This is a genomic window from Chryseobacterium sp. CH25, assembly GCF_004119455.1.
Lineage (GTDB): Bacteria > Bacteroidota > Bacteroidia > Flavobacteriales > Weeksellaceae > Chryseobacterium.
The window spans coordinates 374,957-394,158 of sequence record NZ_NRQT01000002.1 but is presented as its reverse complement, the minus strand read 5'-3'; the positions used below and the strand labels follow the sequence as shown (position 1 = coordinate 394,158).

18 protein-coding genes are annotated in these 19,202 nt (G+C 34.7%); 10 read left to right on the top strand and 8 right to left on the bottom strand.

The window, feature by feature from the left end:
- Positions 1 to 92 precede the first annotated feature (92 nt).
- Positions 93 to 587: a hypothetical protein gene (locus tag BOQ64_RS07175; protein WP_129054560.1), complete on the bottom strand. Its 495-nt coding sequence runs from the start codon at positions 585 to 587 to the stop codon at positions 93 to 95.
- Between the two features lie 75 nt (positions 588 to 662).
- Complete coding sequence (gene sucC, locus BOQ64_RS07170) at positions 663 to 1,853, bottom strand: ADP-forming succinate--CoA ligase subunit beta (RefSeq protein WP_034694875.1); 1,191 nt, start codon at positions 1,851 to 1,853, stop codon at positions 663 to 665.
- A gap of 578 nt (positions 1,854 to 2,431) precedes the next feature.
- On the opposite strand from sucC, the gene BOQ64_RS23755 reads away from it, so the two are divergent.
- From BOQ64_RS23755 to BOQ64_RS07155, 4 genes are read left to right on the top strand one after another with little or no spacing between them, the layout of a single operon-like run.
- Positions 2,432 to 2,866: a hypothetical protein gene (locus BOQ64_RS23755; RefSeq protein WP_228448257.1), complete on the top strand. Its 435-nt coding sequence runs from the start codon at positions 2,432 to 2,434 to the stop codon at positions 2,864 to 2,866.
- Positions 2,842 to 4,104, top strand: a complete 1,263-nt coding sequence (locus BOQ64_RS07165) for an ABC transporter ATP-binding protein (protein ID WP_228448255.1) — start codon at positions 2,842 to 2,844, stop codon at positions 4,102 to 4,104. The genes BOQ64_RS23755 and BOQ64_RS07165 overlap by 25 nt, the downstream gene beginning before the upstream one ends.
- 1 nt (position 4,105) lies before the next feature.
- The gene (locus tag BOQ64_RS07160) at positions 4,106 to 5,419 is read left to right on the top strand and encodes an HlyD family secretion protein (protein ID WP_129054556.1); all 1,314 of its coding nucleotides are present in this window, start codon (positions 4,106 to 4,108) and stop codon (positions 5,417 to 5,419) included.
- Positions 5,403 to 6,806 carry a TolC family protein gene (locus tag BOQ64_RS07155; RefSeq protein ID WP_164975773.1) on the top strand — a complete coding sequence of 468 codons (1,404 nt, stop codon included), beginning with the start codon at positions 5,403 to 5,405 and terminating at the stop codon, positions 6,804 to 6,806. Before BOQ64_RS07160 ends, BOQ64_RS07155 begins: the two co-directional genes overlap by 17 nt.
- A gap of 83 nt (positions 6,807 to 6,889) precedes the next feature.
- On the opposite strand, the gene BOQ64_RS07150 is transcribed toward BOQ64_RS07155, so the two are convergent.
- From BOQ64_RS07150 to BOQ64_RS07135, 4 genes are all read right to left on the bottom strand, one after another.
- Entirely contained in the window at positions 6,890 to 8,167 is a 1,278-nt protein-coding gene (locus tag BOQ64_RS07150; RefSeq protein ID WP_129054552.1) for a chloride channel protein, read from the bottom strand.
- Positions 8,168 to 8,169: 2 nt separating this feature from the next.
- Positions 8,170 to 8,556 carry a DUF423 domain-containing protein gene (locus BOQ64_RS07145; RefSeq protein ID WP_129054550.1) on the bottom strand — a complete coding sequence of 129 codons (387 nt, stop codon included), beginning with the start codon at positions 8,554 to 8,556 and terminating at the stop codon, positions 8,170 to 8,172.
- 1 nt (position 8,557) lies between these two features.
- Positions 8,558 to 9,643 carry a hypothetical protein gene (locus tag BOQ64_RS07140; protein ID WP_129054548.1) on the bottom strand — a complete coding sequence of 362 codons (1,086 nt, stop codon included), beginning with the start codon at positions 9,641 to 9,643 and terminating at the stop codon, positions 8,558 to 8,560.
- A gap of 166 nt (positions 9,644 to 9,809) precedes the next feature.
- Positions 9,810 to 11,138: a hydroxymethylglutaryl-CoA reductase, degradative gene (locus BOQ64_RS07135; RefSeq protein WP_129054546.1), complete on the bottom strand. Its 1,329-nt coding sequence runs from the start codon at positions 11,136 to 11,138 to the stop codon at positions 9,810 to 9,812.
- A 156-nt stretch (positions 11,139 to 11,294) separates the two neighbouring features.
- On the opposite strand from BOQ64_RS07135, the gene BOQ64_RS07130 reads away from it, so the two are divergent.
- The 3 genes from BOQ64_RS07130 to BOQ64_RS07120 are packed head-to-tail and all read left to right on the top strand — an operon-like array spanning position 11,295 to position 13,790.
- On the top strand, positions 11,295 to 12,554 hold the full coding sequence (locus tag BOQ64_RS07130; RefSeq protein ID WP_129054544.1) for a putative DNA modification/repair radical SAM protein: 1,260 nt from the start codon (positions 11,295 to 11,297) through the stop codon (positions 12,552 to 12,554).
- A gap of 1 nt (position 12,555) precedes the next feature.
- Positions 12,556 to 12,984 carry a hypothetical protein gene (locus BOQ64_RS07125; RefSeq protein ID WP_129054542.1) on the top strand — a complete coding sequence of 143 codons (429 nt, stop codon included), beginning with the start codon at positions 12,556 to 12,558 and terminating at the stop codon, positions 12,982 to 12,984.
- 44 nt (positions 12,985 to 13,028) lie between these two features.
- Entirely contained in the window at positions 13,029 to 13,790 is a 762-nt protein-coding gene (locus BOQ64_RS07120; RefSeq protein WP_317127565.1) for a TIGR03915 family putative DNA repair protein, read from the top strand.
- Positions 13,791 to 15,035: 1,245 nt separating this feature from the next.
- Here the strand turns inward: BOQ64_RS07120 and BOQ64_RS07115 are convergent.
- Entirely contained in the window at positions 15,036 to 15,836 is an 801-nt protein-coding gene (locus BOQ64_RS07115) for a DNA alkylation repair protein (RefSeq protein ID WP_129054540.1), read from the bottom strand.
- Positions 15,833 to 16,471: a peroxiredoxin-like family protein gene (locus BOQ64_RS07110; RefSeq protein WP_129054538.1), complete on the bottom strand. Its 639-nt coding sequence runs from the start codon at positions 16,469 to 16,471 to the stop codon at positions 15,833 to 15,835. The genes BOQ64_RS07115 and BOQ64_RS07110 overlap by 4 nt, the downstream gene beginning before the upstream one ends.
- A gap of 98 nt (positions 16,472 to 16,569) precedes the next feature.
- On the opposite strand from BOQ64_RS07110, the gene BOQ64_RS07105 reads away from it, so the two are divergent.
- The 3 genes from BOQ64_RS07105 to pfkA all read left to right on the top strand — a co-directional run bounded on the left by BOQ64_RS07105 (position 16,570) and on the right by pfkA (position 19,169).
- A complete protein-coding gene (locus BOQ64_RS07105; RefSeq protein WP_129054536.1) occupies positions 16,570 to 16,917 on the top strand; it encodes a winged helix-turn-helix transcriptional regulator in 348 nt (115 codons plus the stop codon).
- A 309-nt stretch (positions 16,918 to 17,226) separates the two neighbouring features.
- Positions 17,227 to 18,099: a DUF4846 domain-containing protein gene (locus BOQ64_RS07100; RefSeq protein ID WP_129054535.1), complete on the top strand. Its 873-nt coding sequence runs from the start codon at positions 17,227 to 17,229 to the stop codon at positions 18,097 to 18,099.
- Positions 18,100 to 18,182: 83 nt separating this feature from the next.
- Positions 18,183 to 19,169, top strand: coding sequence for a 6-phosphofructokinase (gene pfkA / locus BOQ64_RS07095; protein WP_129054532.1), 987 nt, complete (start codon positions 18,183 to 18,185; stop codon positions 19,167 to 19,169).
- Positions 19,170 to 19,202 lie beyond the last annotated feature (33 nt).

The window sequence follows — 19,202 nt, the reverse complement described above, 5'->3', positions numbered from 1 at the left end:
TTATAAGTCTAAAGCTAGAGTTATTATTGCATCAAAAAATTTGTGTATTCTTGGCCAGAGAAGCTTTTGGTCCTTCGTATAATTCCAACAAATTATTTTGTACTGTGTTTCTTAGGAATTACAGCACTATCTTTTTTAGGGATTTTAGCAACAGTATCATCGTCTATCATCATAGGTTCTCCCATAACATAGTCTTTCTTAGTAATGGTAGAATCCTCTTCTATGATATCTACCAATCCTGTCGTCATACAAACCTCTTCTTTGGGTTTTGAACAACCTATTAAGAATAAGACGAAAGAAAATAATAAGAATGCTATTTTAGTATTTTGTAAATAAGATGGGATATATGTAAAGAAGCGTTCCTTCAATTTTTCAGACGGATCAGGCATTTTCAGCTGATGATTATAAAATCTGCCACAGATCTGCTCCTCTTTCTTTTCTTCTATAATTTGTTGAATCTCCTGAGGTTTCTTTTGTGTAAAATCAATAACACATTTATTACAGGCAGAACATAACCTACCTTTTTCCTGTGGAGACATAGATTCCCAGTTTTCAGAACATGGTTCCGGGATGTATAATTTTTTCATGAATACCGTTTCTTATACGCATTAAAAAACCGTTCCAAAATTGGAACGGTTTCTTATTTATTTGAAAATTTTAGATTAAGCTAAAACTTCTTTTACTTTGTTTGCAGCTTCTTCTAAAGTAATTGCAGAGTGAACTGGAAGACCAGACTCATCAATTAATTTTTTAGCTTCTACAGCGTTAGTTCCTTGTAATCTTACGATCAATGGAACAGGAAGGCTACCCATAGCTTTGTAAGCATCTACTACACCTTGAGCAACTCTGTCACATCTTACGATACCTCCGAAGATGTTAATTAAGATAGCTTTTACGTTTGGATCTCTTAAGATGATTCCGAAAGCAGTCTGTACTCTCTGAGCATCTGCAGTACCACCTACGTCAAGGAAGTTAGCAGGGTTACCACCAGATAATTTGATGATATCCATAGTTGCCATAGCAAGACCAGCACCATTTACCATACAAGCAACGTTACCGTCTAGTTTTACGAAGTTAAGACCAGCTTCACCAGCTTCTACATCCATTGGATCTTCTTCTCTTGTATCTCTTAGTTCAGCTAAGTCTTTGTGACGGAATAATGAGTTGTCATCTAAAGTTACTTTAGCATCTACAGCGATAATTTTGTTATCAGAAGTTTTCAACACTGGATTAATTTCGAAAAGAGATGCATCAATACCTGTGTAAGCATTGTAAAGAGAAGAAATAAATTTCACAAACTCTTTGAATGCATTTCCTTCAAGACCTAGGTTGAAAGCAATTTTTCTAGCCTGGAATCCTTGAAGACCGATAGCTGGGTCAATAAGTTCGTTGTGGATTAAGTGAGGAGTTACTTCAGCAACGTGCTCAATATCCATACCACCTTCAGTAGAATATACGATTGTATTTTTCCCTTCAGCTCTATCTAAAAGAATAGAAACATAAAATTCTTTAGTTTCAGATTCTCCAGGATAATAAACATCTTCTGCAACCAAAACAGAGTGTACTTTTTTACCTTCAGCAGAAGTTTGTGGAGTTACCAACTGCATTCCGATGATATTCTGAGCGTTTTCTTTAAGTTTATCCATGTTTGGAGAAAACTTAACACCCCCACCTTTACCACGACCACCTGCGTGAATCTGTGCTTTTACAACCCAAGCCTGAGCTCCAGTTTCAGCAGTCAATTTTTCAGCAGCTGCTACAGCTTCATCTACGTTGTTTGCAACGAAACCACGTTGGATAGCTACTCCATACTTTGATAAAATCTCTTTTGATTGATACTCGTGAAGATTCATATTATTTTTATTATTTTATTTTAATATTTAAAGGTTGACAAATTTACTAAAAATGAACAAGGTTAAAAAGAAATTTGTTGAACTTTTAATTCATTCGGTAAGATTATAAGCAATCTTCATAGATTCCAAGCCGTGAATCTATGAATAATATGATAATGATCATAAAAAAATGAAATCTGCACGTCATTTTCTAATGACATTTTAATCTCATTCTAATGTAGATAAGAATATTAACAACATCTCATCCATTATCTTTGAAGCCACGAAACAACAGAGCTATAATCTATATGTTTTCAGATAAAATTCACAATCTATGTAAGGCTTTATATACAGGATTCAGAAAAAAGAAAACCCAACGGAACTGCTGCTAAAAATCAGTCAAAGCGAATCATAAAATCTGATTTAGAAAAGTATTAATGTTCTAACTATTATATCTGTTTCAAAAATTTCAGTACCCCAAATCGTATGCAGATATTTTAAAATGGGAAACTTCCAGGCTTTATTTTCCGATAGCTAATGTCCATTATTTATTGGAAAGTCTAAAGCAGATAAATATTTAACCTTCGTAAAAAAGAAAAATGGAAATAACAGCCAATGAACAGGGTAAAAGACTACTCCGTTACATTACAAAAGAGAAAAAAGATGTTACTAATATTTATTTTTATGCCGTCCTCAATGGTCTTGTTTTACTGAGTGTTCCTTTGGGGATACAGTCTATTGTGAGCTTTGTGATGGGCGCTACAATGACTACATCCATATACATTCTTATATTTTTTGTAGTCATCGGAACGTGGCTTGCCGGATATTTCAGACTAAAGGTTATCCAGATTATTGAAAAAATACAACAGAAAATATTTGTAGAGTTTTCCATTGCTATAGCAGATAAGATACCTAAAGTAGATCTTTCTTACACAAGAAAATATTATCTCCCAGAACTGGTTAACCGTTTTTTGATATCCAGAATTTACAAAAAGGTATTTCAAAAATTTTGCTGGAAATTCCTACTGCCCTGATTCAAATTGTTTTTGGAATTCTTTTACTTTCTTTTTACCATCCCTGGTTTCTGGCATTCGGAGCATTGGTTATTATTTCTGTGGTTATTATTTTCAGATACACGATGGAAAGTGGGATTAAATCCAGTATTGAAGAAAGCAATAAGAAATATGATACCGCTGCGTGGATAGAAGATATTGCCGGATCTGTGAAAACATTTAAAATGCATGCTGAAAACAATGCCCATTTAAAAGGAACCGATAATCGGGTGGTAGAATATCTTAAACACAGAACTTCCCATTTCAAAGTTCTTGTTTTTCAATACAAAACAATTATTGCCTTTAAGGTGATCATTACATTAGCCATGCTTGCCATTGGAACCTATCTTCTGATTAATCAAAAATTAAATATAGGAGCCTTTATTGCAACAGAAATTGTTGTTTTGAGTATTATGTCTGCAGTAGAAAAACTGATTGTAAGTCTTGAAAGCTATTATGACCTTATTGCTTCTTTTGCTAAACTTTCAAAGATTACTGAACTTAAAGAAGAACTCAATGGTGAGATTGAATTATCTCAGAAAGAAAAAGGGATAGAGATTGAATTCAAAAATGTCAGTTTCTCATTTAATGATCATCAACCCATACTTTCTGATCTGAATTTTAAAATCAAAGAAAATAGCATCAATATATTAACAGGTAAACTAGGAGCCGGAAAAACACTTCTTCTCAATATGATTACAGGATTTTTTGAACCCAGCTCAGGAACTATTCTGTTTGATAAAATTCCATTAAAGAATATTGAGAAACAACAGCTTAGAAATCACATTGGTCTTTACCTTGAAAATATGAAAATTATTCAGGGAACAGTAAAAGAAAATATCACATTAGGAAATACACAAAGTCATACCGAAGATATCCTTGAACTTTCTGAAAGCATAGGAATAGAAAACATTTCCAGCATGTTCAGCAGTGGATTCTTTACTGAAGTCAGTGAGACTGATCCGGAAATTACATTCAGTTCAAAGAAGAAAATTTTATTACTTCGTGCTCTTCTGGGTGAAAAAAGACTCATCATCCTGGAAAATCCTTTTGCTGGCATCCGCGAAGAATATCAGGAAAAAATGATACAGTATCTGCAGAAGATCAAAGAAGAAACAACCATCATTATCGTTTCCCAGGATCCTGAACTGCTTCAGTATGCAGATCAGCACATTCATCTGGAAAACGGTACATCAAAAACATACTATAAAAATCAGTAAAATGGAATTACAGTCATTTGACAAAATATATCATATTCATAAAAAATCAAGAGTCAAAAGATGGTTTATGTTTATTTTCATTGGGGGTCTTATCACTTTATTTCTTCCCTGGACGCAGAATATAAAAGTAAAAGGGAATGTTACTTCTCTTTATCAGGAACAAAGACCTCAGCAGCTCCACTCTCCTATTCCGGGGAAAATTATCAAATGGAATGTGAAAAATGGAGACTATGTAAAAAAGGGTGATACTTTACTGCAGCTTTCTGAAATAAAGGACGATTATTTAGATCCGCTTTTGGTTCAAAGAACCCAGGAACAGGTTAATGCTAAAAGAGGAGTACGAGACTTTTATGAAGCTAAAGTAGGGACGGTTAAAAGCCAGCTTCAGGCACTACATTCAGCAAGAGATCTAAAGCTTAATCAGCTCAAGATAAAAATCAGCCAGCTCAACAATAAACTAACCGGTGAGGAAGCCGAACTGGCAGCGACTATCAATGAACTTAAATTATCTGAGGATCAGTTTAACAGGCAGAAAAAAATGTATGAGGAAGGCTTGGTTTCTCTTACTCAATTTCAGCAGAGAAGTATTTCTTATCAAAACTCCATTGCCAAAAAAACAGCTTCAGAAAATAAAACAGCTCAAACCCGCCAGGAAATCATCAATGTAGGCATTGAGCAAAATTCTGTAATTCAGGATTACACAGAAAAGCTCAGTAAAATAGAAGGGGAACGTTTTCAGAATATGGGACAGATTGAAGGCAGTGAAGGAGAAATCGCCAAGCTTGAAAACCAGGTGGCCAACTATAAAGCAAGACAGGGTTTATATTTCATTATCGCTTCGCAGGACGGACAGGTCATACAGCTCAACAAAACAGGAATTGGAGAAGTTTTAAAAGAAGGAGAAAACATAGGAACCATTGTTCCCTCCAGGGTAGATTATGCTGTGGAAATTTATATTAAGCCGGTAGATCTTCCTCTTGTTAAAGAAAAGCAGCGTGTTATGTGTATTTTCGACGGCTTCCCAGCCATTGTATTTTCAGGATGGCCTAACTCCAGCTATGGAACGTTTGCAGGGGAAGTTATTTCTGTAGAAAGCAACATCAGTGCTAACGGACTTTTTAGAGCTTTAGTTATAGAGGATAAAAACGAGAAAAGATGGCCCCCAAAGATTAAGATGGGTGCTGGTGTGCAGGGAATTGCTATTCTCAATGATGTTCCGATATGGTATGAACTCTGGAGAAATATCAATGGCTTCCCACCAGATTATTATGAAGTAAAAAATGAGCAATCCGGTAAATATGAAAAAACAAAGTAGATTTCTTTTTATTCTGATCCTGTTTTTTTTCCAGCATGGTCTTGCTCAGGATTCTTTAAGTATTTCCGCTCAGGAATTCATTTCGGCAGTTAAAAATTATCACCCGTTGGCATTAAAATATCAACTCCAGAATAAGATTGCCCAAGCTGAGATTACCAAAGCAAGAGGACGTTTTGACCCAGTTCTTGGGGGAAAGCTTGGCGAAAAAAATATTGATGGAACTCAATATTACAGACAAAAAAATATCGAATTAGGCATTCCCACCTGGTACGGAATTGATCTGACGGCTGGATACCATCATCTGGATGGTGAAAAACTAAACTCCAGTGATACAAAAGGTGGGCTCTACAGCATGGGAATTACAGTTCCTTTGGCAAAAAACCTGCTATATGATCAAAGAAGAGCTATATTGGATCAGGCAAAGTTTGCTTCCAAAATGACTGAAGCAGAGCAAACTGTTCTGACTAATGAATTACTTCTTGAGGCAGAAAACACCTACTGGGAGTGGGTACAAAGCTTTGAAGTTTATCAGTTGCAGACTAAAGTGGTAAATATTAACAGAAAACGTATGGAGCTTACCCAAAAGACTTTTGAATATGGGGAAAGAGCTGCTATAGATACCGTTGAAGCAAGTTCTCAGCTGCAGAGCTTTGAACTTCAGCAACAGGAAGCTTATCTTAACTTTATCCGAAATACACAGAAGCTTCATCTATTTTTATGGAAAGATAATCACGAAATATATGAAATTTTACAGCCTATGTATCCTAAAGATCGTCTTTCCGATCATACAGCTTATTCAGATTTTGAATTTCTCCTGCAGGAACTGAGCTCAAAAGAGTTGAATGATCACTGGTCTGTACTTTATTATAACCAGAAACACTCTATTTTAGAAAGTGAACGTAAACTGAAATGGCAGAGTTTCCTTCCTAAGCTTGATTTCACTTATAATTTCTTTAACAAGGAAAATTATCGGGCAGATTATTTACCACTTTTTGACAATAATTTTCAATATGGTTTAAAGCTTGAAATTCCGGTATTCCAAAGAGAGGCCAGAGCCCATTATCAGATTGCTAAAATGAAAATAGAACAAAATCAGATTGATACTCAAGTTAAAAAGAGAGAACTTCAGACCAAAATAGAAACGTATAAAAATGAATTGGTCAATTATCATACTCAAATCAATCTTTCACAAAAAAATCTTGTGAATTATCAAAAACTTCTTGTCGCAGAAGAAACCAGATACAGCAATGGTGAAAGTTCTCTATTCCTGATCAATTCAAGGGAAAATAAAATGATAGATGCACAGGAGAAGTTTATTTCCATTCAAATGAAATTTGTCAAAAGTTTCAATAAGCTTAAATGGATGAAAGAAAATTTCTCTTTATAAAACAAAAAAGTTCAGGGATTTCCTGAACTTTTTTATTTCTGATCTTTAAAATGAATCAGACATAATTTTATCATTAATGATGATTACTCTTCCGCTAATTTTTCAGACTGAGATCCAATAAATGGGATCTTTGGAGCTAAGAAATATCCCGTCAGACTTGCAAACAATATCGGAACAAAATAAGTAAACCCAGTAAGTGTTCCCAAAATAATGGTGGTACTCATCGGAGTTCTTGTTACACAGGCATTAATGGCTGCCATACAACTTACAATGGCCAAAGTAGTGTCAACACTTGGAAATAAATTATGAATAATTAATCCCAACGTTGTTCCTACAAAGAACAGAGGAATGATAAAACCTCCTCTCCAGCCTGAAGTTACCGTAACAGCAATCGCAACTATTTTAAAGACCAAAACCAGAATCAGAAAATTCAATCCGAAGTTTCCTCCGATTAACTGATTGATTTCATTGTGTCCGAAGTATCTAGTGATGGGAAAATTGTAAGCAATAATTCCTAAAATAATCCCTCCCACTAATGTTTTGATGTAGATCGGAAACTTTCTGTATTCAAAAATCTTTTTAAAAAACTTTACTACGAAGATGAAAATCCAACCGAAAAGGGTTCCTACAATACCAAATAAGGTTGCGTATAAAAAGTCATACACTCCGGTATAATGGTAAGCTTTCAAATCCCATGTCGCTCCAATTCCCAGATGAATAATCAAAGCAAACATCAGATAACTGAAACAGCTTGCTACCAATGCCGGAATAATGGCTTTATAATATTCAACCGCATGTTTGTGATGCAGAATTTCCAGGGAAAAAAGACTTCCTCCAAGTGGTGCTCCAAAAAGAGCCGTAAAGCCTGAAGCCATCCCGGCAATGCTTAGTGAGCGCAGTTCTTCACCTTTTAATCTGAAGATTTTTCCGAGCCACGTTCCTGTAGATCCCGTAACCTGTACCAAAGGAGCTTCAGGTCCCAAACTTCCTCCTGATGCCACACAAAAAAGCGATGAAAGAATCATGGATGGATTATTTTTGGGTTCCAGCTTTCCTTTATTGAACCTGATATTATTTACAATCAGGTGAATTTCTCCGGGATCTCCGATAAAGTGGATCACCAACCCGGCCAGCAAACCACAAATAGCCATAGTAGGAATAACCTGCCAACCTTGAAAGTGAGCTAAAAACTCAGTAAAATGCTCCAGTACAATCCAGTATCCACCGGCAATAATACCTCCTATCAGACCTGTAAAGGCCCACATGAAAAAAGTACGGCTGAATACGAACGGATTAAACTTTATAGGTTGATCTAATAGGTTAAATGTTCTTATAAGCCGCCTTCTCCTATTAATTTTCATTCTTAGATTTTGTTTTTAGCAAAATAAAGAATCAGCATCCCCCAGCTTAAGATCATCATCAGACCTCCAAGCGGAGTGATAGGTCCTAAAAATTTAAGATTCATTCCTAAATAATCCTGCATACTCAGAAAATAAATACTCACTGAGAATAAAAGTGTTCCTGCAATCATTAAAATGGATGTCCATCTTTCAGCAGACGTTTCAAATTTTAAAATATACCCGATAATCAGCAGGAAAAAAGCTGCATACATCTGATACCGTACTCCTGTTTCAAAACTTTCCAGTCTTTCCACAGCTAATATTTTCTTTAAAGCATGTGCTCCGAATGCACCCAGAATTACAGATACCATTCCGTAAACCGCTCCAAAAACTAAGGTAATTGTTTTCATTTTATAATTCTTCTAGTTCTATACTTAAATTTTTCTTTGTTTTATAGTCCTGCCAGGTTCCGGAAATTTTATTCCCGTTCATATCTGCTTCTACAAATGCTCTCGGAATCCATTGATTCGTAGCATCATCATAATGGTCATTTTCTGTAATAGAAATATGATTCCCTTTCATTTGCCCGTCCCATTGAATCAGTTTTTTATTTTTATCATACCAATATTCTGCATTAAAAGAACTGAGTTCTGAGGAATTATCAGCCGGATAGAAACGGCTTACTAAAACCGTAATGGGATATTTTCCATCAATTTTCCCTTTGTACAGCTTATTTCTGAAACTGGTTTTTTCCACTTTATTGGATCCGTTAAGTAGATTTCTGGCATAAGGACTCCAGTATTTTTCTAATTCCTTATACGTCAATTCCAGTTTGTGGCTTCCAAGATCGTCCAAAGCTCTCATAGCATGGTTGGAACATCTTCCTGCCACAAATGTCAGCCTGTCTTTTCCAAAAAAATATTGGATATATTCCAAAGATTGCTCTGTAGAACACTCTTCATATAAACCAATCTGTTCCTGCGTTTCTTCAGGTGGATTTTTTTCAGACTTCAATTCAACAAGAAAGTCATTCACTCTTTTCTTTACCTTTTCTCCAAGCAACCGTTCTATTGTTTTCACTGAACTGGCCTGAAACAGATCCTGAATATTGATAAAATTCCCGGTTCTCAGATCAAAGTTCTTCCAAACCGAAAAGTTTTCAGGATAAGCTCCTGAAGCTTCACCGTCCATCCCAATACTCAGAATATTTTTAGGTGTTTCCAACTTTTCCCAACTATAGAAATAAACATAGTTAGAATAAGATGTTGTTCCTGTAGAGACCAGTTTAAAAGGATTAGAGCCTGAATTGGGAACATACTCCAATTCATTCACTTGCAGGAATGTATTAATTTTATTTTCTACTAAAGGATTCTCAGCATAGGAAATCACCGGAAAAGTGGAGTCTTCGGTTTTTGGCTGCAAATCCGATACTTTTAAGCTTTTCTGTGAAAAACTCAACCCCGAAATCAGCATAAAAACCAAGACACTCTTTTTCACTATTTTGATTTTAAATACATTAAAATAAACTTAGCCACTAAAGTAGAGATCCCCAATATGATAAACATGTTGGCAAATCTCTTGGAACTCTGAAAACCTGGTGAAGTAGTTTTCTTCAAAAAGAATCCAAAGATCAGAAATATGATAGGCAGGATAATCTGTAACATTAGTTTCCTCTCATTCTGTTAAACTCATTAATTACCTCATGATGACTCACCGTCTTATCTTTGAAGTAAGTCACAAAATGCTGTTTCTCTTCTTCTGTAGCGCCTAATTGGTTCAGAATATTCAGTAAATGCATTTTCATGTGCCCTTTTTGGATTCCTGTTGTTACTAATGAACGTAACGCAGCAAAATTCTGAGCCAGTCCTGAAACAGCCAAAATACTCATTAATTCCTGAGCAGACGGCTTTCCAAGCAATGCTAAAGAGAATTTTACCAGTGGGTGAAGATTAGTTAATCCTCCTACTACTCCTACAGAAATCGGAAGATCTATCCAGAATCTGAAAACTCCATTATCTGTTGTACAGTGTGTTAAAGATCTGTACTGTCCGTCCCTTGCAGCATATGCATGAGCACAGGCTTCAGTTGCTCTGAAATCGTTTCCTGTTGCAATCACAACAGCATCTACCCCATTCATAACTCCTTTATTGTGAGTGGTTGCACGGTAAGGTTCAATTTCAGCAATTGTTACAGCCTGTTTAAATTTAGAAGCAAATTCTTCAGGAGAAATTCCGCTATCATCCTTCAGGTCTTCCATTTTACATGAAACCTCAGCTCTTACAACACAATCAGGAGTAAAGTTGGAAAGGATATTCATCACGATCTGTAATGAATTCTTTTCTTCCTGGGTGAAATCTTCGCTGGTTGCTACTTCCTGTCTCAATGTTTTTCCGAACTGTTCAAGACATGAATTGATAAAATTAGCACCCATTGAATCTACGGTATCAAAACTTGCTTTCAACTGATAGTAATTCGGCATTTCTGCAGTTTTATCCACCAGACTGATGTTCAGAATTCCACCACCGCGTTTTCTCATATTTGCAGTGATTTCTTCTGTAGATTCAAGTAATTTTTTCTTTAAACTGAAATTAAAGAAGTGTAATAATTTATGTGGCTCAACACTGAACATAAAGTGAGTGTGTCCCAGTTTTTCAGTATTGATGATGGTTGTTTTAAAACCACCTTTATCAATCCAGAATTTTGCAGCTTTGGAAGCTGCTGCCACTACTGAACTTTCTTCAACAGCCATTGGCAGTGCCAACAGTTTTCCGTCAATTAAAAAGTTCGGAGCAATTCCGTACGGCATATAGAAATTGGAAATTGTATTTTCAGAAAACTCTTCGTGAAGCTTCTGAAGATCCGCATCTTCATTCCAATATTGTTTTAATATATTTTGATATTCCTGGTTACCTTCAAGATATTCGTTTACAAGCCAGTCGATTTTCCCTTGCTTTGGAAGCTTGGAAAAACCTTCGATGGGTTTATGGTTCATGATATAAACTTTAATGAGGCGTAAATATAATGATTTTGAGAGTCTTTTTTGTTGATAACTTCTATGAAAAAAGGTTGACATTTATCAATTTTGGAATTAAATTTGAACAAATTTTAAAACAACAATTGATACAAATAATATCAAATCATTTACAGTATGAATTTTGACCGCCTTAAAGAAAAACTTGAAATCCTTGCTGATGCCGCAAAGTATGATGTTTCATGCTCATCAAGCGGAGGAACAAGGAAAAATAAAAAAGGGGCTTTGGGAGACAGTTCTGTAAGCGGAATCTGCCATACCTACACAGAAGATGGCAGATGTGTTTCCCTACTTAAGATTTTATTGACCAATCATTGTATTTATGATTGTGCTTATTGCGTATCCAGAAGTTCAAATGATATAAAAAGAGCTGCATTCACAGTAGAAGAAGTGGTAGATCTTACCATTAATTTCTACCGTAGAAACTATATTGAAGGTTTATTTCTGAGTTCCGGAATTTTCAAAAATGCAGATACAACCATGGAAAGACTTGTCCGGGTTGCCAAAAAACTGCGTCTGGAAGAGAACTTTAACGGATACATTCATTTAAAATCTATTCCCGGGGCCAGTGATGAGCTAATGCAGGAAGCAGCTTTATATGCAGACAGACTTTCTGTAAATCTGGAAATTCCCACAGAAAGCGGATTAAAATTATTAGCTCCTGAAAAGAACAGACAGGATATGATTAGTCCTATGAGATATATCCAAAAAGGAATTAGCCAATATGAAGATGAAAAAAAGATTTTGAAGAAAGTTCCTAAGTTTGCTCCTGCAGGACAATCTACTCAAATGATTGTAGGAGCTACCAATGAAAATGATTTACAAATTATTAAGGTGGCAGATCATTTTTATAAAAATTTTAATCTGAAAAGGGTGTATTATTCCGGGTATGTTCCGGTTCTAGAAGATAACAGACTTCCTTCTTTAACTACAGAAGTTCCGATGCTTCGGGAAAACAGATTGTATCAGTCTGATTGGCTAATGAGATTTTACGGTTTTAAAGCTGAAGAAATTTTAGATCCCAATGTTCCTTTTCTTGATTTGGAAGTAGATCCAAAACTGAGTTGGGCATTGCGACATCTGGATCAGTTCCCTGTCAATATTCAAACTGCCGATTATCAGATGATTTTAAGAATTCCCGGAATTGGGGTAAAGTCTGCTCAAAAAATTGTGAGCGCGAGGCGATTTCAGATTTTAAACCTGGATCATTTAAGACAATTAGGAACATCCATCAACAGAGCTAAATATTTTATTGATTTTAATGCTGGTAATGCCTATCTGAAATATTTAACCGATAAAAACTTTAGAAGATTATTGGTGGGAGGAAGCTCTTCAAAGTTTCATAATCAATTTTCACAACAGCTGAGCTTATTTTAATATGAAAAATAAAAAATCTATCCATCCAAACGACCACCTGATGAAAAATATTGAAAAGGAAATTTCAAAATTCTCTCAGCACTTTATGTCTAATGCTAAGTGGATCAAACTTATTGACCATCTTGTGGATAATATGGATGAAATAAAGAAAATTCAATTCAAAAGGGTTCAAAATGATACCATTGGGGAATTATATCTGGATGAAAACAGCAGCTTTGAATTCGATTACTGGAATACAGCTTTTGAAGGGATTAATTCTTTCGGTGGCTGGCTTCAATATAAAGAAATAGAATATCTTTTATTTCCTAAAACGATTGCTAAAGACACTGAACAGGATTTGGAAAAAATCTCAGCAATCATACAAATGATTGGAGAATTTCATCTCGAAACTGATGAAAATGAGCTGAGATTAATCTGTTATAAAAAATAGAAGTTCTTCTTCATAATGGCAATGACCAATTATATAGTTTTTAAATGATGACCACTCTACTCTACGATGCCAGCTTTGACGGCCTTTTTACAGCGATATTTGAAGTTTTTGAATATCGTTATCAAGACGTAGAAATTACTTCCAGAGAAAGATTTCATCAGGAAAATATTTTTGCTGAAATCCATGAGGTTATCACCCAAACTGATAAATCCGAAAGAGTATTAAAAAAACTAGAACAAAACCTTGGAAAACAAAGCATTCATAAGCTCTTAAAAGTTTTTTTATCTGAAGATCCTGAATTGGAGAAAGTCATATTATCTGCGGTAAAACAATCTGTAAAGAATCCTGAAGAAAATATCCTTGAAAATTATGCGGATGCTGATATCATGAAGATTTCTAAAATCTGTAAATCTGTAGACAGAGAAAGTCATCGGATGACCGCGTTTGTCCGTTTTGAAAAAATGCAGGATGATATTTTCTTTTCAAAAATAGATCCTGATTTCAATGTTCTTCCCTTAATCAGAAAACATTTTAGTGATCGCTATCAGGATCAGAAATGGATGATCTATGATTTACGAAGAAATTATGGAATTCTTTATGATCTGGAAACTTCTGATTTCTTTTATCCGGATGAGAAACTGGAAATTAAAAATTATCAGGAAAAGTTTCATGATGAGGAAAGAAATTATCAAACGCTTTGGCAACGATACTTTACAAAGACCAATATTGTAGAAAGAAAAAATTTGAAACTTCACGTTCAGCATGTTCCTAAAAGATATTGGAAATATTTGACTGAGAAGTGGTGATTTTAAAAAACCGTTTCAAATTCACATTTCCATATTGTGGATAACTTTTTCACATCAGAAATTAGACTTATTCCTGAAAAACCTTTTAGCAGTGTCACTTTATAACCATCTGTATTTATGATAGATACTGCTCCACATTTTCCATAATCCCATATTGTGGATAACTTTTTTGACTACAGATCATACAAATTTCCACAGATAGTTGCTTTTTAAATGTGTTGAATTTTGAATAAGCCTTTTAATTCATTTAAGGTTTTCAAATACGATTTACTTATTCTTTTTTTTAAATACTTCAGTCAGGTTTCTCCATCCTTCTATCCTTGTCAAGGTTTAGAACCTTGACAAGGATAGATTACAACTCTGTAGTTTTCGTCATTTGAAGAAATTTTAAAAAGATTTTAATTCATATTTTGATATTGTGGATAACTTTTTCACCTCAATTTATTAGACTTATTCTTGAAAAGCCTTTTAACAGACCTATTCCATAACCATCTATATTTATGAAAGATACTGTTCCACATTTTCCATAACCTGATATTGTGGATAACTTTTTTGACCACGAATGACATAGATTTACACAGATGATTACTTTTTTAAGTTCAAATTTTGAATTGAAAAGACTGAACGGGTTTTTAATTCATAATATGATATTGTGGATAACTTTTCCACCACTACTTATTAGACTTATTCTTGAAAAGCCTTTTAATAAACGTATTTCATAACTATCTATATTTATGTTAGATACTGTTCCACATTTTCCATAATCCGATATTGTGGATAACTTTTCTAACCTCAGATTACACAGATTTACACAGATGATTGTTCTTTATTAAATGGCAGAAATTTGAAAGAACTTCCAATTCATATTATAATATTGTGGATAACTTTTCCACACCAGAAATTAGACTTATTTCTGAAGAACCTTTTAACAGTGTTATTTTATAACCAACTATATTTGTGACAGATATAATATAACTTATTCTACAACTCCATATTGTGAATAACTTTTTCAACCACGGATTACACAGATTTGTACAGATGACTCTTATTTAGGCAAGTATTTTTATTTAGAAAAACATGAAAGGATTATGAATTCAAATTCTAAAATTGTGGATAACTTTTTCAAATGGGATTAATCTGGTCTGCTTCAAAGAATTAAATCCACACACAAAATACACATAACCACTTATATTTAAGAAGTATACAAACATCCATTAATTTACATCTACTTATTGTGGATAACTTTTATTTACGGATAGTACGCAAGGCTTTTTTAACAATATATTGAGTTTCTTTGGTATTACTTTCTTTAAGCCATTCATCGCAGGTTTCAATTACAAATTCCGGCTGAGATTTACTGGCATCATTCAGCCAATTGCCCACACTGTCCTGTACATATCTTGATGAATCAGAATTTAGTGGCTCCAAAATTTCCAATCCTAATCCCGGATTTTGTTTTAAAGCATCAATATGTTCACACCACACTCCTCTCGGTCTTGTGGATTCGCTGGCAAAGCGTCTGATATACTCATTTTCATGTTTGGTCCATTCTGATAAAATAGATATACTTTCTTTAAGATTCTTTGAAATATCTGAGCGCACCGTCATCCAACAGATTTCCCTTACCCCAAAATGAGTATCTGAAGCAAAAGACTGCATCTGTTTCAATTTTCCCTCTATACTAAAAGCATTATTCCGCCCAACAGTATAAGCAGCCCAGCAGCGAACCAGATCTGCCTGATGTGTGGATAACTTTGAAAGAAATTCTTCATCCTGATTTTTAAGTGAGAAATCTAAAATTCCCAATCCAATAGCTTCATTAATGGTATTCACCGTTTGTTTTTTTAATTGGTCTACTCTGGTCAGAATGGGTTGTAAGTAATCTGCACGGTTATTCTGTTGTAACAGGTTTTCCAATAGCTGCTTTTGATCCACTGCCAGCCATTCTGTAAGATTAGCGGTTTCAATTTCTCCTCTGTTTAGCTGAATTAAAATATCGGCAGGAATATCTTTAATGGAACGGGCTCCTTTTCTTTTTTCTGTCATAATGCTTGTATTAACTCTTCCACATCAATTCGATTCATGTAATTTACATCTAAAAATTTATAGGTAACCAAACTATTTTCATCCACTACAAAAACAGCCGGAACAGGTAAGGTATGATCATTATTTTTATTGAAATCGGAAAGATGTATTCCCAGACCATTATAATAAGGAATTACAAAATCCTGTAGCTGGAAAGCAATACCTAATCTCTTAGCAAAATTATTATCAATATCAGTCAATACTTCAAACTCAAGACTATTTTTCTCCGTCATATTTAAAGAATGATCCGGACTTTGTGGAGAAATGGCAATTAAAGTTGCTCCTTTATCTTTTATTTGAGAAAGATTATTCTGTAAAAATTTTAATTCCAGATTACAGTAAGGGCACCAGCTTCCTCTATAAAAAGCTAAAATTATTTTCCCATCTTTTAAAATATCTTCGGAATTAATGATCTTTCCAGAAGCATTAGGCAATGAAAACCCAGGCATTTGTTCTCCTATCTGAATGCTGTTTTCCTCTATTCTTTGTGTCTTTAAATCCTCTATAGATTTTCCAAAAGCTTCCAGGATTTCCTGAGGAAGTTGAGAAGATAATTCATGATTTAAATCTTCAATCTGTTTAGCCAGAGTATTCATTATTTTTTTTATTTTATTATTTTTACAAAGGTCTAAAAGCCGCTACAGAAAAGCAATAACGCATATTTTTCACCCATAGGGATAAAAAAGTCAATTTTATGGAAATAAAGGGAAGAGCTGAAGAAAATAAAATCTGTCCATTGGAAGTTGCCGTGAATACCATCAGTGGAAAATGGAAAATTCCTATTGTTTGGCAGATTAATGAAGGAAAAAAACGTCCAAGTGAATTTTTGCGCGGAATAGCAAAAGTAGACCGCAGAGTTCTGAATCAACAATTAACTGAAATGGTTGAGGATGGTATTTTGACAAAACAATCTTTTAACGAACTTCCCCCCAGGGTTGAATATACACTGACTGAGCTTGGTGAAAAATTGGTTAGTATCCTTTGGCAGCTAAATGATTGGGGAAAGCTGTTGATTCCTGAAATAGAGAATACAGAAATTTAAAATTGATTGTTAATTTCGCAGATTTAACTGATTAGACAGATTTTGTTATTCTGCTTAACATAATTTTTTTGTTGGAAAACGCTAAGGCGCAAGATTGTTCTAAATAAAATGTATTATTAAGACGCAAGGATTTTATCTTCGATAAAATTGCATACCGTTAAATCATTGGCACGAATGCACGAATAAATTATAAATCTTTATTTACATGTAAAAATAAATTCGTGCATTCGTGGCAAAAAAGTGGTAGAAATAAAAACTAGCATCAACTTTTCACAAAAAATCCCATATTTGTAACTGAATCAAATGAATATGAAAAAAATTATTTCAGGAGTGGTTATTGCCCTGGTTTTATTGGGCTGTACTCAAGATAAAACAACATCAAACCGAAATTCTCAAGAAACTGAAATTCTAACTTCTGAAACTTCAGTGCAAATCAATAAAGATAAAAATACAATCAGGGAAAGGTTTTCTCCACCCAAAGATTATCAATGGCAGGAAGAAAAGCCTGATTCTTTCGGATATTTTATTGAAAATTTCAAACTGAAACCTTACGGAAGTCAGATTTTAAGATATGACGAAACTCCTATTTCTACACAGCATCTTCACGAAGCGGTTTTTAATATTGACACAGGAAATAAAGACCTCCAACAATGTGCAGATGCTATCATTCGTCTTAGAGCTGAATATCTCTACAAAATTAAAAAGACGGATGATATTAAATTTCATTTTACCAGCGGTCATCTGCTCAGTTGGAATGATTATAAAAACGGAACAAGGGCTTTTGTAAATGGTAATGCTGTAAACTTTAGAAAAACAGCTGGTTTTGATGATGCTTATCAAAGTTTTAGAAATTATCTGGACCTCATTTTTAATTATGCGGGAACGATTTCTCTCAATAAGGAAACTCAACCGGTTCTAAAAAACTCAGATTTAAAGACTGGGGATATTCTCATCACTCCCGGAAGTCCGGGACATGTGGTTTTTATTGCCGGAGTCTGTAAGAATAAGGAAGGAAAAAAATTATTTTTATTGGCCGAAGGATTTACTCCTGCTCAATCTATACATCTGTTATCCAACCCTTTTCAGAAAAACATTTCACCGTGGTATAATCTTGATGTGAATGCTGCGGAGACTAAAACTGCGCGTTATATTTTTAAACCTACAAATTTCAGAAGCTTTTAATTCTATATATTCAAAACTATTGAAAAGTTACTGTGATAATCTGAACTTGTTTTTGTAAATTTGTGTTCGAAATTTTTTACTAGATGAAAGAGAGTGCTGTAAAAAAGATTGCAGTTCTTACTTCAGGAGGAGACTCTCCAGGTATGAATGCAGCATTAAGAGCGGTAGTAAGGACCGCCAATTACTATAATATTGAATGCTATGGAGTAAGGGAAGGCTACAATGGCCTTATCAGCAATGATTTCCTTAAAATGGGAGCCCGTTCCGTAAAAAATATAATCAACCAAGGTGGGACGATTCTAAAGTCTGCCAGATCTACTGAATTCAGAACCAAAGAAGGCCGTCAGAAAGCTTATGATAACTGCGTAAAGCTGGGTATCGACGGATTGGTATGTATTGGTGGAGACGGAACTTTTACCGGTGCTAAGATCTTCAGTGAAGAATTTGGAATCAGAGTAATTGGTATTCCGGGAACTATCGACAATGATATTTTTGGAACAGATAATACCATTGGGTATGACACTGCGTTAAATACGGCTATGGATGCTATTGATAAAATCCGTGATACGGCAACTTCTCACAACAGAGTTTTCTTTGTGGAGGTAATGGGCCGTGATGCTGGATTTATTGCATTAAACAGTGGTTTGGCAACAGGTGCTTTGGATATCTTAATTCCTGAGAAAAAAGACAGCACGGATGATCTTTTTGAGAAATTCAGAAAAGCTGAAAAAACAGGAAAAGCATCCAGCATTGTAGTGGTGGCAGAAGGAGAAAAACTAGCCAATGTTTATGACCTTGCCGAAAAAACAAAACAAATATTCCCTGACTATGACATTCGTGTAGCGGTTTTGGGACACATGCAGAGAGGAGGTTCTCCTAGTTGTGCAGACAGAGTGCTTGCCAGCAGACTTGGATATGGTGCAGTAGTAGGATTAATGGATGGACAAACCAATGTAATGGCTGGAATGCGTTCTAACGATGTGGTGTATACACCAATTGAAGAAGCCATTAAAAAACATAATGAAATCAATAAAGATTTAATGTTGATTTCAGAAATTTTAGCAATCTAATTATTTTTATAAATCTAATAAAAACAAACTATT